General features: G+C 48.1%; 15 protein-coding genes. 5 read left to right on the top strand and 10 right to left on the bottom strand.

Annotated elements, in window-relative coordinates; genetic code table 11:
* Positions 1 to 7: 7 nt before the first annotated feature.
* On the bottom strand, positions 8 to 2,008 hold the full coding sequence (gene ligA / locus QVO99_RS01765) for an NAD-dependent DNA ligase LigA (RefSeq protein ID WP_022315872.1): 2,001 nt from the start codon (positions 2,006 to 2,008) through the stop codon (positions 8 to 10).
* Positions 2,009 to 2,184: 176 nt separating this feature from the next.
* On the bottom strand, positions 2,185 to 3,030 hold the full coding sequence (locus QVO99_RS01760; RefSeq protein WP_022315871.1) for a patatin-like phospholipase family protein: 846 nt from the start codon (positions 3,028 to 3,030) through the stop codon (positions 2,185 to 2,187).
* Positions 3,031 to 3,438: 408 nt separating this feature from the next.
* On the opposite strand from QVO99_RS01760, the gene QVO99_RS01755 reads away from it, so the two are divergent.
* Positions 3,439 to 4,839, top strand: coding sequence for an aminopeptidase P family protein (locus tag QVO99_RS01755; RefSeq protein WP_022315870.1), 1,401 nt, complete (start codon positions 3,439 to 3,441; stop codon positions 4,837 to 4,839).
* Positions 4,840 to 4,906: 67 nt separating this feature from the next.
* A complete protein-coding gene (locus tag QVO99_RS01750) occupies positions 4,907 to 6,109 on the top strand; it encodes an aminopeptidase C (RefSeq protein ID WP_022315869.1) in 1,203 nt (400 codons plus the stop codon).
* 144 nt (positions 6,110 to 6,253) lie between these two features.
* On the opposite strand, the gene QVO99_RS01745 is transcribed toward QVO99_RS01750, so the two are convergent.
* From QVO99_RS01745 to QVO99_RS01715, 7 genes are all read right to left on the bottom strand, one after another.
* Positions 6,254 to 7,828 carry an Rne/Rng family ribonuclease gene (locus tag QVO99_RS01745; protein ID WP_022315867.1) on the bottom strand — a complete coding sequence of 525 codons (1,575 nt, stop codon included), beginning with the start codon at positions 7,826 to 7,828 and terminating at the stop codon, positions 6,254 to 6,256.
* A gap of 272 nt (positions 7,829 to 8,100) precedes the next feature.
* Positions 8,101 to 8,385 (bottom strand): HU family DNA-binding protein, encoded by a 285-nt coding sequence (locus tag QVO99_RS01740; RefSeq protein WP_022315866.1) that lies wholly within the window; start codon positions 8,383 to 8,385, stop codon positions 8,101 to 8,103.
* Positions 8,386 to 8,777: 392 nt separating this feature from the next.
* Complete coding sequence (gene thrS / locus QVO99_RS01735) at positions 8,778 to 10,730, bottom strand: threonine--tRNA ligase (RefSeq protein ID WP_022315865.1); 1,953 nt, start codon at positions 10,728 to 10,730, stop codon at positions 8,778 to 8,780.
* A gap of 119 nt (positions 10,731 to 10,849) precedes the next feature.
* Positions 10,850 to 12,853, bottom strand: coding sequence for a tetratricopeptide repeat protein (locus QVO99_RS01730; RefSeq protein WP_022315864.1), 2,004 nt, complete (start codon positions 12,851 to 12,853; stop codon positions 10,850 to 10,852).
* Between the two features lie 74 nt (positions 12,854 to 12,927).
* Positions 12,928 to 13,488, bottom strand: a complete 561-nt coding sequence (def, locus tag QVO99_RS01725) for a peptide deformylase (RefSeq protein ID WP_022315863.1) — start codon at positions 13,486 to 13,488, stop codon at positions 12,928 to 12,930.
* Positions 13,485 to 13,895 (bottom strand): Holliday junction resolvase RuvX, encoded by a 411-nt coding sequence (gene ruvX / locus QVO99_RS01720; protein WP_022315862.1) that lies wholly within the window; start codon positions 13,893 to 13,895, stop codon positions 13,485 to 13,487. Before ruvX ends, def begins: the two co-directional genes overlap by 4 nt.
* Positions 13,896 to 13,903: 8 nt before the next feature.
* Positions 13,904 to 14,395 carry an SPOR domain-containing protein gene (locus QVO99_RS01715; RefSeq protein ID WP_022315861.1) on the bottom strand — a complete coding sequence of 164 codons (492 nt, stop codon included), beginning with the start codon at positions 14,393 to 14,395 and terminating at the stop codon, positions 13,904 to 13,906.
* A 222-nt stretch (positions 14,396 to 14,617) separates the two neighbouring features.
* On the opposite strand from QVO99_RS01715, the gene QVO99_RS01710 reads away from it, so the two are divergent.
* The 3 genes from QVO99_RS01710 to QVO99_RS01700 all read left to right on the top strand — a co-directional run bounded on the left by QVO99_RS01710 (position 14,618) and on the right by QVO99_RS01700 (position 15,524).
* On the top strand, positions 14,618 to 14,839 hold the full coding sequence (locus tag QVO99_RS01710; RefSeq protein WP_022315860.1) for a YtxH domain-containing protein: 222 nt from the start codon (positions 14,618 to 14,620) through the stop codon (positions 14,837 to 14,839).
* Between the two features lie 82 nt (positions 14,840 to 14,921).
* A complete protein-coding gene (locus QVO99_RS01705; protein WP_022315859.1) occupies positions 14,922 to 15,272 on the top strand; it encodes a hypothetical protein in 351 nt (116 codons plus the stop codon).
* Positions 15,273 to 15,275: 3 nt separating this feature from the next.
* Positions 15,276 to 15,524 carry a hypothetical protein gene (locus QVO99_RS01700; RefSeq protein ID WP_022315858.1) on the top strand — a complete coding sequence of 83 codons (249 nt, stop codon included), beginning with the start codon at positions 15,276 to 15,278 and terminating at the stop codon, positions 15,522 to 15,524.
* A gap of 361 nt (positions 15,525 to 15,885) precedes the next feature.
* Here QVO99_RS01700 and QVO99_RS01695 read toward each other — a convergent pair.
* Positions 15,886 to 16,082, bottom strand: a 197-nt coding sequence (locus QVO99_RS01695) for a hypothetical protein (protein WP_288176866.1), incomplete at its 5' end; no start/stop codon positions are given.

The following is a 16,082-nucleotide window of genomic DNA, read 5'->3' as shown; positions in this document are numbered from 1 at the left end:
TTGCCCATCATTCTTCTATCATATTCAGGAAATCATCTTCGCTGACGATCTGTATACCGAGCTTTTCAGCCTTCTGCAATTTCGACGGTCCCATGTTGTCGCCTGCAAGGATAAAGGACGTCTTGCCGCTGATGCTCCCCACATTCTTTCCGCCATGCTGCTCAATCATCAGTTTGTATTCGTCACGGCTATGATGCTGGAACACTCCGCTTATGACGATGCTCTTTCCCTTGAGTCTGTCGGAGGCTTGTGCTGTCTGCTCCTCGCTCAGAGCCATCTGCAGACCGTAGCTTCGCAACCTTTCGACAATCTCGAGATTCTGCTCGTTGTGGAAATACGTCATTATGCTTTTTGCCATCACTTCGCCAATGCCGTCGATCTCGAGAAGCTGCTCCAGAGTGGCATCTTTCAGTGCATCGATATTCTTGAAATGGCGTGCAATGAGTTTTCCTGATGTCTCTCCCACGAAACGGATTCCGAGGGCGAATACCACCCGTTCAAAAGGCACTTGCTTGGATGCCTCAATGCCATTGATAATCTTCATGGCTGACTTCTGACGGCTGCCGTCGCCATTGATCTGCTGCACGTTGATGGTGTAGAGGTCGGCAACATTATGCACAAGTCCCTGACGGTAGAAGTCGTCAACGGTCTCCGGCCCGATACTGTCGATATTCATCGCCTTGCGGGAGATGAAATGCTCTATGCGCCCCTTTATCTGAGGAGGACAACCGGCATCGTTCGGACAATACCATGCGGCCTCACCCTCGTAGCGCACGAGGCGTGTGCCACACTCCGGACAATGGGTGATGAAACGGACGGGCTGGGCTATGATCGGACGCTGGTCGATGTCAACGCCTACAATCTTTGGAATTATCTCTCCGCCTTTCTCCACATAAACATAATCACCGATATGCAGGTCAAGACTACGTATGAAGTCCTCGTTGTTGAGTGTAGCCCGCTTGACAGTGGTTCCAGCCAACTGCACAGGGTCCATATTAGCCACAGGAGTGACAGCACCCGTCCTGCCCACCTGGAATGTCACTTCGTTGAGCTTCGTGCAGGCTCTCTCCGCCTTGTATTTATAGGCTATAGCCCAACGTGGACTCTTGGCCGTATAACCGAGGATGCGCTGCTGCCGCAGGGAGTTCACCTTGAGCACAATACCGTCGGTGGCAACGGGAAGGTTCTTACGCTCCGCGTCCCAATAACGTATATATTCATAAATTTCTTCGAGTGTCTTCACTTTCTTCATGCCCTGACTGATCTTGAATCCCCAACGGCTCGCTTCCATAAGGTTCTCATAATGACCGTCAGCAGGCAGTTCTTCGCCAAGTAGATAATACAGATAGGCATCGAGCTGACGACTTGCCACGAGAGCCGAACTCTGGCTCTTCAGCGTTCCGCTCGCCGCATTGCGCGGATTGGCGAAAAGTGGTTCTTCTGCCTTCTCCCGTTCCTCATTGAGACGCTCAAACACTTTCCACGGCATCAGAATCTCGCCTCTTATCTCAAACTCATGAGGATAGCCAGTGCCAGGCAGCACGAGAGGGATGCAACGGATGGTCTTCACATTGTCGGTCACATCGTCGCCATGCACTCCATCGCCTCGGGTAACGCCTCTCATGAGTTTACCGTCTACGTATGTCAGACTGATTGAAAGACCGTCGTATTTCATCTCGCAGCAAACCTCGAAATCCTCTCCTCCGAGTCCACGCTTCACACTGTCGTACCACTCTGCCACATCCTGTTCATTGTATGTATTGGCAAGTGAGAGCATCGGATACTTGTGTGCCACCTGCTGGAAATCATGTCCGAGGTCGCTACCCACTCGCTGCGTTGGTGAGTTCGGGTCGGCAAGTTCGGGATGTCTCGTCTCAAGGTCTTGCAGTTCGTGCATCATGAAATCAAACTGCTGGTCAGTGATTTCCGGTTGGTTGAGCACGTAGTATTTATAGTTATGATCATGCAACTCTTTCCTGAGCTGCAGTATTCTCTGTCTTTCGTCCATTATAATGATTGCTATTAAAATTCAAAGTTACAAAATCTGCATGATATACGAGTTATCATCAAACAAAATGATATTCTGTGAAGTTTCCCCTCAATCCATAAACCGAATTGAACCTTCCGGTCATTGTCATTATTCACGGATAGTTTTATATGCAATGTCCGGAGAAGAGGGAATGCCTACTGCATATACTCCCTGCAAAACTTCTCTCCGAGCATGAAGCCTTCCTCGTATAGACGTTCGAGTTTGTCGAGGTCTCTCTCCAAGCGCCCCACCTCCATCGGTCTCTCAGGACGTATACATATTATCTCACCCTTCTCTTCCATCTCGTCAATCATATCGAGCTGACGGTTGTACGCCTCGCAGCGATGGCTCAGCGCCACACGCAGACGTGGATAGCCCTTGTATATGAAATGGGGAATCTTATGGTCGTGTTCTGTCAAACGGTAGCCTTTGTTGCGGGTGAGCACAAGCACGTTGGTCTTGTGTCCCCTCTCTATAGAGCGCATCAGCGGGATGCTGTCTACTATACCCCCGTCGAGCATAGGCACACCGTCTACGTTCACAATCTTGCTCACGTATGGCAGACTGCTCGATGCCATCACGATATCGATAAGACGCTGCTTGTCCTTTCGCTCCGAAAGATAACACGGTCTGCCGGTAAGACAATTCGTTGTGACCATCTCAAACTCATCGGGATTGTTGAAGTAAGCATCGTAATCATAAGGCAACAGCTTTTCGGGAAAATCTTCGTAAAGAAGCTTGCGGTCGATGATGCATCCCTGCGAGAAGAGGTAGCGCAGACCGATGTATTTATACTTGAGGAGAAAATCGATGTTTGAGATGCGCGCTCTCCTTATCTGATGACTCATGTATGACAAGCCGTTGCAGGCACCTGCCGAAACAGCCACGACATAGTGGAAATACACGTCGTGTTTCATGAATCCGTCAAGCACTCCGCTGGTGAAGACGCCACGCATACCGCCTCCCTCAAGTACTAATCCCGTGTTCCAATTTACTTTCATAAGTATCTGTTTTTTCCCTAAAAAGAGTCTATATAGCTTGTAAAAGCTACACGTATTAAAGGAATTATAACGAAAAATCTATAAAATTCTATGCAAAGATAATGCTTTTCAAGCAATTATATCTATCTTTGCAAAGAGAAAACTTGCACAACCGTGCAGCTTTTTCTTGCCATGGCAAAGATTGGGCATGTCTCGTTTTGCTCATTTGGCTCCGATGTGAACCTTCAATGTAACAAAAGAAAAACAGAAGAATCAACTTGATCAATGTTTCATAGCATGTAAATTCAAATTTGCAAAGACTTCTCAAATCTGTCACAACGCTGATTTAGATACAAGGAGTCACGACAATGAAATTGTACAAAGCGACTCGATTTCACATATTTATAATATAAAGATAAAACACACGATATGTTCAGCAAAGAAACCTACGTCAACCGACGCGCCGAGCTCAAGAAGCTCGTAAAGAGCGGTATCATAATCCTTTTCGGCAACAATGAGTCTCCGGCGAATTTCCCGGCTAACGGATATTATCCATTCCGTCAGGACTCTACTTTCCTTTATTATTTCGGACCGAAGAGAGACGGACTCGTTGGAGTAATCGACGTTGACAACGACAAGGAGTTGCTTATCGGCAACGACATCGATATCGACGACATCGTATGGTATGGAAGCGTTGACAGCGTTCATGATATGGCAGAACACGCAGGAGTGAAAGAAAGCGCACCGATGAAGCAGCTTCAGGTTATCTGCGACAACGCCATGAAAGAGAAACGCACGATACATTTCCTGCCGCCTTACCGTCATGACACCATGATACAGATTTTCGACCTGCTCGGCATTCATCCAAGCAAACAGCGCGAGGCTGCATCTGTTGAACTGATAAAGGCAGTGGTGAAGATGCGTTCTACCAAGGAACAGCAGGAAATCGAGGAAATCGAGCGTGCTTGCGCTATCGGTTACAAGATGCACACCACAGCGATGCGTGTGACAAAGCCTGGAGTGACAGAGAAATACGTAGGCGGACAGGTAAACGGTATTGCCAACTCGTATGGTGCGATGGTAAGCTTCCCTACAATCTTCTCACAGCATGGTGAGATTATGCACGGAAATCCTTCTATGGCAGTGCTCGAAAGCGGACGACTGGCTCTCTGCGACTGTGGCGGCGAGACAATGGAACACTATTGCTCTGACAATACCAGAACATTCCCTGTAAACGGAAAATTCACTCAAAGACAGCTTGAGATTTATTCTATCGTGGAGGATTGCCACGACCTCGCCTTGAAAATTTCAAAGCCTGGCGTCAAGTATTTCGACGTGCACATGGACGTTTGCCGCCTTATGACAGACAGACTGAAGGAGCTCGGACTCATGATGGGCGATACGGAGGAGGCTGTAAGGGCTGGCGCTCACGCCATGTTCCTGCCTCACGGACTGGGCCACATGATGGGTATGGACGTACACGACATGGAGGGACTCGGACAAACCTACGTGGGCTTTGACGATGAAACAAGACCTAATCTGGAGCAGTTCGGAACAAACTGTCTGCGCATGGGCCGCCGACTTGAAGAAGGCTTCGTTGTTACAGACGAACCGGGAATCTACTTCATCCCAGCCCTCATCGACGAATGGCGCGCTAAGGGCCTCCACAAGGACTTCATCAACTATGAAAAGCTGGAGACATACAAGGATTTCGGTGGAATCCGTATCGAGGACGACATTCTCATCACAAGCGACGGCTGCCGCTTCCTCGGCGAGGAGCGTATCCCATATCATCCAAAAGACGTTGAGGATTTCATGAGCAAGAACTAAGTTCATGATTACATGATATAAAACGCAGAAAATCATAAAACATTAATTTATTTATAAACAATACAAAATGAAAAAAATTCTAACGTTAGCCCTCTTGGCTTGCCTCGCTATGGGAGCCAATGCTCAGGAGAAGAAGGAATCGGCAAACAAGAACAAGCCGGTATTCACCACAATCAAAGAATGTAAGATCACAAGCATCAAGGACCAGAGCAGAAGCGGTACCTGCTGGGACTACTCTACTCTCTCTTTCTTCGAGAGCGAAATCTTGAGAAAGACTGGCAAGAGCGTAGACCTCTGCGAGGCTTTTGTTGCAAACAAGACTTACATGGACCGCGCTATCACTGCAGTTCGCATGCATGGTGACGTTTCATTCTCTCAGGGTGGTTCTGCTGAGGATCCATTGTACTGCCTGAAAAACTATGGTATCTGCCCAGAGGACGCTATGCCGGCACCTGGCTCACTCTATGGTGACTCTCTGAACAACTTCAACGAGTTCTTCGCTGTAATGACTCCATACGTAGAGGCTGTAGCAAAGAGCAACATGAAGAAATTGTCTCCAGCATGGAAGAAGGGTCTGCAGGCTATCCTCGACACTTATCTCGGCAAGTGCCCAGAGTCTTTCAAGTATGAGGGAAAGACCTACACTCCAAGAACATTCGCTGACAGCTTCGGTCTGGATTGGAACGACTATGTAAGCATCACAAGCTACACTCACCACCCATTCTACAAGCCATTCGCTGTAGAGGTACAGGACAACTGGCGCTGGGGTATGAGCTACAACGTTCCTGTTGAGGACATCAACCGCATCATCGACAACGCTATCAACAATGGTTACAGCGTAATGTGGGGTGGCGACGTTTCAGAGCAGGGCTTCACACGTCAGGGTCTCGCTGTTGCCATCGACACAAAGGCTGTTCAGAGCCTTGCTGGAAGCGATGCTGCAAAATGGCTCAAGCTCACTCAGTCTCAGAAGACAAATCTCCTCGACTCTCTCGGTGTAAACACTCCTGAGGTTAAGCTCACACAGGAGATGCGCCAGGAGGCTTTCGACAATTGGGAGACAACAGACGACCACGGTATGCACCTCTTCGGTCTGGCAAAAGACCAGAACGGCAAGGAATACTATATGATCAAGAACTCTTGGGGTGAGCATGGCGACTACAAGGGAATCTGGTATATGACAAAGACTTTCAGCGCTTACAAGGTTATGGACTTCATGGTTAACAAGAACGCCATTCCTAAGGATATTAGAAAGAAACTCGGTATCTGATTCAACAGGATAACTACAATAACAAAAAATTCGGGAAGCAGGACAATTGGTCCGCTTCCCGATTTTTTTGTTGTAAGTTTTTTGCCTTTCCTATCAGCTACGGCTGTATGATGCCGCACCATGATTGTACTACTTTTACGCTTGTTACATCGTCTCGCTCTCTTCCTTCATGTCGATGAACTCTTTCTTGCTGTCATAGAATTCATACTGCAAGAAAGCCATCTTCTGAGAAGAAACGACATGTACGCCAAATCCGTATTTCATCTGCCACTTACGCTTAAGGCTGAAAATACCCTGATTGATATAAGCAGCCACATACGGATGTACGTGAAGATAGAAATTCTTTATTCCTATCTTGTTGACCAACTTGTCAATTTTGTTCTCCAACTGGTCTGTGAAAAGTATGCTCGACTTTATCTTTCCCTTTCCAAAGCATGTAGGGCAGGTCTCTTCCACATTGACATCCATGGCTGGACGCACACGCTGACGCGTTATCTGCATCAGTCCGAACTTGCTCAGCGGCAGGATATTGTGGCGTGCACGGTCTTTCTGCATGTTCTTGCACATGCGTTCATAAAGAATCTGACGGTCCTCGGCAAGGCTCATGTCGATGAAGTCCACCACGATGATGCCGCCCATATCGCGAAGACGCAACTGGCGGGCCAGCTCATCAGCAGCTCCGAGGTTCACGTCAAGTGCATTAGCCTCCTGTCCGTTGTTTGAACGTGTGCGGTTTCCGCTGTTCACATCAACGACATGAAGGGCTTCGGTGTGTTCTATGATAAGATAAGCACCATGCTTATAGTTTACAATCTTTCCGAAGCTCGACTTGATCTGCTTTGTTACGTTGAAGTTGTCAAAGATAGGCACCGTTCCCTTGTAAAGCTTCACGATGTTTGCTTTCTCAGGAGCGATGAGCGTTACATAATGCTTCACCTCCTTATACACCTCCTCGTCATTCACGTAGATGTTTTCGTACGAGGGGTTGAAGAGGTCGCGGAGCATTGCTACGACGCGGCTTGTCTCTTCGTAAACCAACTGCGGGCGTTTTTGGGTTTCCTGTACTTTCTTGATAGCGTCCTCCCACCGCTTCATCAGTACCTTCAGCTCTGTGTCCAGTTCAGCCACACGCTTTCCCTCAGCCACGGTGCGCACAATAACGCCCACGTTCTTTGGCTTGATGCTGTGGATGAGCTGTTTGAGTCTTGCCCTTTCCTCGCCGCTTTTAATTTTGGATGAAACAGAAACTTTATCATCAAATGGAATAAGGACCAGGTAACGTCCGGCGAAACTCAATTCGCATGTCAGTCGCGGTCCCTTCGTTGAAATGGGTTCTTTTACGATTTGCACCAGTACCTCCTGTCCCTGCTGCAATTCGCTCTGCACTGAGCCGTCCTTCTTCAAGTCGGGCAGTCTCATCGCCTTGGCAAAGGGATAAAGTTTCTTTCTGTCGCTCTGTACCTGTTTGATATACTTTTCATAGGAGTTGAACTGACTCCCGAGGTCAAGATAGTGTAGAAAGGCATCACGCTCATAGCCCACATCTACAAAGCTTGCATTCAAGCCCGGCATCAGCTTCTTGACTTTTGCCACGTAGATGTTTCCAACAGAAAACGACGCCGACCTCGGCTCGTTCTGATACTCCACGAGATTCTTGTCTTCAAGAAGGGCGATGGAGATTTCTTTCTGTTGAACGTCGATTACTAATTCGCTTGTCATGTCCTAAATACAAAAACTTGATTGATAAAATAAGGGCATGTCAATAAATACGCGTTCTTGATGATTGCTGCATTGATTGACATGCCCAGTCCGAATAGACCTTCCATTGAGCACTAACTCTGCAGTTAGTCTTACTTGCTCTTATGTCTGTTCTTTCTTAATCTTTTCTTACGCTTGTGAGTAGCCATCTTGTGGCCCTTTTTCTTCTTACCGTTTGGCATAATCTTATTGTTTTTTAATTGTTTAATATAATGTTGTTAATAATATCTTTCTTACTCTTCGCCCTTCATTTTGCTGACGAAGCTTTTGGCAGGCTTGAAACTTGGGAAGTCGTGGGCTGCAATCACAATTGTTGTGTTCTTAGAGATGTTTCTTGCTGTCTTCTCTGCACGGTGCTTCACGATAAAGCTACCGAAACCTCTCAAGTAAACATTTTCCTTTCTCTCCAACAAACTGTTTTTGATAGCTTCCATAAATGCCTCGACAGTAGTGGCTGCATCTTTTCTTGCCACACCTGTAGAAGCAACAATTTCTTCTATAATGTCTGCTTTTGTCATTTTATTTTATACGTTATTGTTTTATATATCTTTGTCCTTACTTTTGGGCTTGCAAATATACGAGTTTTTGGCGGCATACGGAAATATATTTCGGTTTTTTTGCATTTTACGGTAAATACCTCTTTCAGAAGTGTTTAATTTTCATCACTTTATACCAAATCGCAGGATTGCAGACATAAGTCCGACTCGAATGGCGGCATTCTGAACATAATTACCACACAGCTTACTTAGAAGCCCGATTCAAGAAGCCAAAACTACAGATTTGGCAAGACTGGTATAAGTAACAGAAATCTGAAGACAATCTACACATCATTCAATTCAAATGGGCGCTCACGAATAATCGCAAACGCCCATTCTCCATATCCTTGTGCGGCAGCGCCGCAACGAACTCATTACAATGTCAAGCCTTTAAGCATCTCAGCCACTTCGTCGTTTATCTTCTTGGCGAAGTCTTCCTTGCTCATCACGCCCTGGTCGCCACCGCCCTGCTTACGCACGGCAACAGTACCCTCGGCCTGCTCCTTCTCTCCCACTACGAGCATGTATGGGATGCGCTTCATCTCGTTGTCGCGAATCTTGCGGCCAATCTTCTCGTTGCGGTCGTCAACCTTTGCACGCACGCCCTTGCCGTCAAGATACTTGGCAAGATTATTTGCGTATTCGTTATACTTCTCTGAGATTGGCAGGATAGCCACCTGGTCTGGTGTGAGCCAGAGTGGGAAATGACCTGCGGTATGCTCGATGAGCACGGCGGTGAAACGCTCCAGCGAGCCGAATGGTGCACGGTGTATCATTACCGGAGTCTTCTTAGAGTTGTCCTCTGCTGTATATTCCAGTTTGAAACGCTCCGGCAGGTTGTAGTCCACCTGGATTGTTCCGAGCTGCCATCTGCGTCCGATGGCATCCTTCACCATGAAGTCGAGCTTTGGTCCATAGAACGCTGCCTCGCCTTCTTCCTCACGGCACTGAAGACCCTTCTCGCGACAAGCCTCGCGGATGGCATTCTGGCTGTCTTCCCAATTCTGATCGTCGCCGATATATTTCTCTGTGTCCTTTGGGTCACGAAGTGAAATCTGAGCCTCGTAGTCCTTGAATCCAAAGATGTTAAACACCTTGAGGATTACGTCGATCACGTTTTCGAACTCTTTCTTCACCTGGTCCGGACGCACGAATATGTGGGCATCGTCCTGTGTAAACGTACGCACACGTGTCAATCCATGCAGCTCACCGCTCTTCTCATAGCGGAACACCGTACCGAACTCTGCGATACGCAATGGCAGATCCTTGTATGAACGTGGTTTGCGGGCATATACCTCACAATGGTGCGGACAGTTCATCGGCTTCAGCATATACTCCTCATCCTCCTCTGGAGTGTGGATTGGCTGGAAGGCGTCCTTGCCATAGTGTGCATAGTGGCCAGAAGTCACATAAAGGCTCTTTCCGCCGATTCCCGGAGTAATTACCTCCTGATAGTTATATGGTTTCAAGAGTGTGCGAAGCAGCTCCTGCAGACGCAGACGCAGCTGTGTTCCCTTCGGCAGCCAAATAGGAAGTCCCTTGCCCACACGCTCTGAGAACATGAAGAGTTCCATCTCCTTGCCTATCTTTCTGTGGTCGCGCTTCTTTGCCTCTTCGAGCATCACGAGATATTCGTCGAGCATCTTCTTCTTTGGGAAGGAGATACCGTAGATTCGTGTCATCTGCTCACGCTTGGCATCGCCACGCCAGAAGGCTCCGGCAACGCTTGTTATCTTGATTGCCTTGATGGCACCAGTGCTCACAAGGTGTGGACCCTTACAGAGGTCTGTGAAATGGCCCTGTGTGTATGTGGTGATGGTACCGTCCTCAAGGTCTTGGTCGATGTGCTCGTATTTGTATTCCTGACCGTCTGCCTTGAATTCCTTCAGGGCGTCTGCCTTTGAAACCTCCTTACGCACGAGCAGCTCGTCTTTAGCCGCGAGCTCCTTCATCTTCTTCTCAATCTTGTCGAAGTCTCCCTCCTTGATCACTACACCGTCTTTCGGCATAACATCATAGAAGAATCCATTATCTACAGCAGGTCCGAAACCGAACTGGATTCCAGGGTACAACTCCTGGAGCGCTTCAGCCAACAGGTGGGCTGATGTGTGCCAGAAGGCGTGTTTGCCTTCTTCGTCTTCCCACTTGTACAATGTTACCTTTGCATCCTCGTTGATAGGACGGTTCAACTCTACCGTTTCGCCATTCACGCCGCAAGCCAATACGTTGCGGGCCAAAGCCGGCGAAATGCTCTCTGCAATCTGCAGACCAGTCACGCCCTGTTCATACTCACGAACAGTTCCGTCTGGAAATGTGATTTTAATCATAATTGTATTTATTTGTTTTTAGCGAGTGATACGAATACCCGCGATTGTTTTAACAAGTGCAAAATTACTATTTTCCTGTGAAACGAAGAAAGAACATACGTTAAATATGTCTTCATCTATCATTTTCCCTTCTTGTTTCCATATTTCTTTATTGCCACATAGGCATCAACGAGTCCCAGTTCGCCAGCTTTGCTGAGGTCTGCCACTCCCTGTTCCACATTTCCGGCAAACACCCTCACCATTCCTCTGTTATAGTAAGCCTCTGCCAGTCTGCCGTCAATGGAGATGGCCTTGTCGTAGTCTGCCAGCGCCTTGCCATAGTCTTTGGATGCGGCATACAGGTTTGCCCTGTCGTAATAAAGATATGCGTTGTTGCCGTCGAGACTTATCGCTTTGGCAAGGTCGTCGATAGCCTTCTGCTCACTGAACAGCGGTTTGCCTCCCATCGACGCATCGAATGTCCTCAACATCGTCAGACATACCGCCCTCTGCCAATACGCGAGTACCGAGGTGCTGTCTATCTGCAGATATGCCGAAAGGTCGTTTTCTGCATCGTAATAATTCTGGGTCACGCAATACGCCACAGCCCTCTTGAGCAGATACCCCTTGTCGCCACGCAGGTCCTTCGATTTCTGTATCATATCGCTCAGCGAGTCTATCATCACGAGATAGCGCTTCGATGTTTCCTCGTCGAGGCTCTTCGGATTACAGGTTATCTGTAGTGGCAAGCTGGCATTGTGTATCGTGGCGTCTGACTTCTCTGCCATTTCCTTGTTGAAACGGTCAACGATTTCATCTGAAGCGACATACGACTTCACGCCGTTGTTGTACTGGATGAACGAGAGCTGGTACATCGGCATATACTCCACATCGAGGTGGCGGTTCTGCACCTTTCCCCTGTAGGAGTTTTCATACTCATGGTCCACCTCTGCCTTGTCGTCAACCACGAGCTGGTTGTATTTGTCGAAGTTTATCTCGCTTCTCTTTCTCACATCACGTATCTTCTTCTTGCTCCAACGTGGCTGATAGCCATTCGACTTGTCGTTCTGCGCCTTGAAGATACGGAACTCATCGAGCTCTGCCTTCGCCGTCATGCCGAGACGGCGGTAACAGCGGGCACGGTTGCTGAGTCCTACCCAGAAGTTGGGGAATTGTGATATCAATGTGGAATAGTCGGCAATCGCACCTCTCAGGTTTCCAATGCGCTCACGCAGCAGCGCACGGTTGTAGATAGCCATCACGTTGCCTGGTTCAAGACGGATTATGAAGTCGAAGTCCTCCACCGCCCTGTTGTCGTCGCCCACCTGCACACGCAGCTGTCCTCGGTTGTAGTGTGCCAGGAAATTGTTCGGCTCCAGTTCAATTGCCTTGTCGTAATCCGCCAGCGCTCCACGCAGGTTGTTGATATTGTATCTTGCCAACGCACGGTTCACATAATATCCCGCCATGCTTGGTTTCAGATGTATTGCCTTGGAGAGCTGCTGCTCAGCGTCTTTCCATTCCGACTTAGCCAGACTTATCATCGAGCGTGTCGCCCATGCCTCACCGTCGTATGGGTTGAGTTCCAGACTCTTGTCCAGATACTGGCTTCCTTGCAGAGTGTCTTTCTGTTGCAGACACAGTTCTGCCTTGAGTCTGAACGCCTGTGAATATTTAGGCCAGCGCCTCATCATCACGTCGAGATCTGCCGATGCCTTGTCATAATCCTTGTCCTCCAGCTTACACAACACCCTGTTATACCACAGGTTCTTGTTGTCCGGCTCGTATTCTATCGTCTTGTCGTAGTCGGCTATGGCTCCAGAGAAATTGTTCTGCTTGATGCGGCAGAGTCCTCTCAGCTCGTAAATCACCGGCACATAGGGGTTCAGTCTTATCGCCTCGGTGCAGTCGGCCTCGGCTCCCACATAGTCGTCGAGCCTGAACTTCGCCTCGCCTCTTCCCAGCCACGGCTCGTAGAGATATGGCTTTGAGGCTATGGCACGGCTGAAATACTGTATAGACAAGACATAATCCTCATAATACAATGCGCTCTGCCCTACCCTTATCAATCTGTCGATGTTGTATTGCGCCCTGGCAAAGGCCAACGAGGCGAAACATAATACCAATAAGAGTATCTTGCGCATAGTAGCATGAGGATTACGTGTCTGTTGTTCTAAAAGAATATCTTCGTCAAAACGACGGCTCATCGAGCCCCGCATCAGCGTCTTGCCGCCTTTGTGCGGTAGCTGCAGCGGTAGCGTCCCTGCAAGAGAGCCTTCAGTTTACTCTTGATGAGCTGCTTTCTCAGCGGAGAGATACGGTCGATGAACATCTTGGCGTCGAGATGGTCGAACTCGTGCTGCATGACACGGGCCAGATATCCCTCCACCCACTCATCGTGCTCGTTGAGGTCTTCGTCGAGATACTGCACATGGATGCGTGTAGGACGTGTCACCTTCTCCTGGATGCCAGGCAGCGAGAGACATCCTTCCTCCAGGCTCTCCGTATTCGTTTCGTCGTATTCTATGATATGTGGATTGATGAATCCCTTCTTGAATCCCTTGTATTCGGGAAAATCTTCCGACAGCACATCGAGGTCGATTACCACAACCCTGATGTTCAGTCCTATCTGCGGTGCGGCAAGTCCCACGCCGTTAGCCTCCTCCATCGTCTCGAACATGTTTGCCAACAGTTCCTTCAGATTAGGATAGTCTTTCTCAATATCAGCCGATTCTTTTCTCAATACCGGCTGTCCGTATATATATATAGGTAAAATCATCTCTTTGATTCCAAAAAGCTTTGTAATATTATTGTTGCGCTTATTTCATCTACGAGCGCCTTGTTCTGACGCGCCTTCTTTTTCAGTCCGCCGTCTATCATCGCCTTGTGTGCAAGCACCGATGTGAAACGCTCGTCATAGTATATGATAGGCACCTGCTGATGGTTTTTCCAGCGCGCCACAAACTGTCTCACCCTCGCCAGATTCTCGCTCGGCTCGCCATTCGGCTGCCGCGGCTCACCGATTACAATCAGCTCCACGCTCTCCTCGCTGATGTATTTCACGAGATAGTCGTAGAGCTGCGCCGTAGGCACTGTGGCAAGCCCTCCTGCAATAATCTGCAGGGGGTCGGTCACGGCAAGTCCGGTGCGTTTCTTTCCGTAGTCTATCGACAGTATGCGTGCCACGGTTCTGATTACTGCTGGTTATAGAGCAGCCATGCGTCCGGATACTGGCTTCTCAACTGGTTACGGCTCTGCACTGCCTCGTTCTTGGTATCGAATGTAGTTGCCACCACACGATACATCCTTGTAGCCGAGTCGTAAGCCACCTGTGCGGCATAGCCCTTGTTGTTGAGCTGTCCCTGCATTCCCTCTGCATTTGCCTGCACAGAGAAAGAGCCTACCACAACGCTGAACGACTTCAGTCCGGCACCGCTTATCACAGAGTATTTGCCCTGACGCACCGGCACATTGTCGGTATTGTCAACGACAACTGTCTCGTTGGCTGGCTTCTCCACAACTGGAGTCACTACTGCAACTTCTTCTGTTGGCTGTTCTGTAGCGGTCTTGTTTTCGGCAGCCTGTGCCTTTTCATACATCTTTCTGTATGCTTTCTCAGACGAACCACAGCTTGTGAATGCAACAGCCAGGAAAAGGCTTGCGCAGATTATAGTATATTTCTTCATTTCAGTTATATTATTTGGTTATACATTCTTATTTTTCAAAATCTCTGCAAAGTTAAATAAATTAGGTGTAAATAAAGAGATTGCGGCACACAAAGTTTGTTAAATACCTTCTTTATCTCTTCAGCAGGCAAAAAAATAGTAAAAAGGCATTGCCGATACAAAAAAAAGCACTATATTTGCTTTCACAATAACATTTAGTCTAATTTTTAACATCTGAAGATTATGAAAGCATTAGGTTACATCGGAGCATTCCTCGGCGGAGCTCTGGCAGGAACAGCACTCGGTCTATTACTCGCCCCAGAAAAGGGTACCGATACAAGAGAGAAAATCACTGACGCCATCGACGACTTCTGCAAGCGCCACAGCATCAAGCTGACACGCAAGGAAATGGGTGACTTGGCTGACGACATCCAGGATGCGGCAGCTGAATCTGAGGAGGTATAACACCTGCCTCCAGCCATCTGCCACGCTTGGCGGATGGACAAAGAACAAGGTAAACGAACTATAACTAAATCCAAGGACATTGATGTTTTCAAGTGATAGGAACATCGGCATAATAGGCAGACTCGTGGAGTTAGCCCGTCATTACTTCGGCCTTCAGTGCGAATACATAAAGCTCGGAGCGATAGAGAAGTCTGTCAGACTGATAACGGCACTCGTGATAGTGGCGGTATTGGCTCTCATAATCATCATGACACTGATATTCTTTTCGCTCGCCGCCACGGTATGGCTGTCCGACTGCATCGGGTATGCTGGAGCCTTCTGCGTGGTGGGGGCATTCTATCTGGTTGCCTTCCTACTGTTCCTCCTATTCAGAAAACCGCTCGTTGAGCGTCCGTTGGTGAAATTTCTCACCGATGTTTTAATGGACCGATAGCTTATGGACAAGACTCAGAACCATCAACAGCATTTCCATTCATTGGACGACATCGCGGCTCGCCGTGAAGTGTTGCTCAAAGGAATGAACAAAGACCAGAAAGAAATTGGTCTGCTATGGAACGCGATGTTCAAGCCGGAGAAGAAGACCAGACAGAAAGGTTTCACTCTGTCGAGTGTCCTCAGCTCGAGCGTCGGCATCATCGACGGTGCCTTGTTCGCATGGAAGATTTACCGGAAGTTCAAACGATGACAAACGGGAAAACGGAATACACAATCCCCGGCACAAGATGCAACAAACGCTCTTGTACCGGGGATTTTCATTGTTTTCCACAGAAACGCCCACCACTCTTCAATATCCACACGCCTCTCTCCGACTTACCTCATGTCAATGCAAGTCAGTCGTTATCGGTCGCATGGTCAAATCGTCCGCAATCTCCAACTCACTATATGTCCACTCAAGCCATAATGACTGATGGTGATAAACGAGTTTTCGTGAAAAGAAGTGTCATTGTATCATTTTCGCCATTATTCTATAGTCAAACCTCTGACTTATAAAGACTTAGCTAAATGATACTTTTCTGAAGTATTTACAGAAAAGTATCATAAAAGTATCATTCTGAATACCGAAGTATCATCACAACCAAACTATCTCCACACACAAGGGCAACAGTTTCTTTCACGCCAAGAGCTGCCAAACCGGGTATTTCCATGTCCTGTTTCATCCAAAGAACACTATGGTCTCTGTTTGGTGCATCAACGGGCACATTCGGGGCATTGATGTTGCCCAAGTGGGGCACGGTGCTTGCCC

The sequence above is a fragment of the Prevotella sp. CAG:592 genome, assembly GCF_000436015.1.
In the GTDB taxonomy this organism is placed as follows: Bacteria; Bacteroidota; Bacteroidia; order Bacteroidales; family Bacteroidaceae; genus Prevotella; species Prevotella pectinovora.
This window is presented reverse-complemented; position numbering and strand designations above follow the sequence as displayed.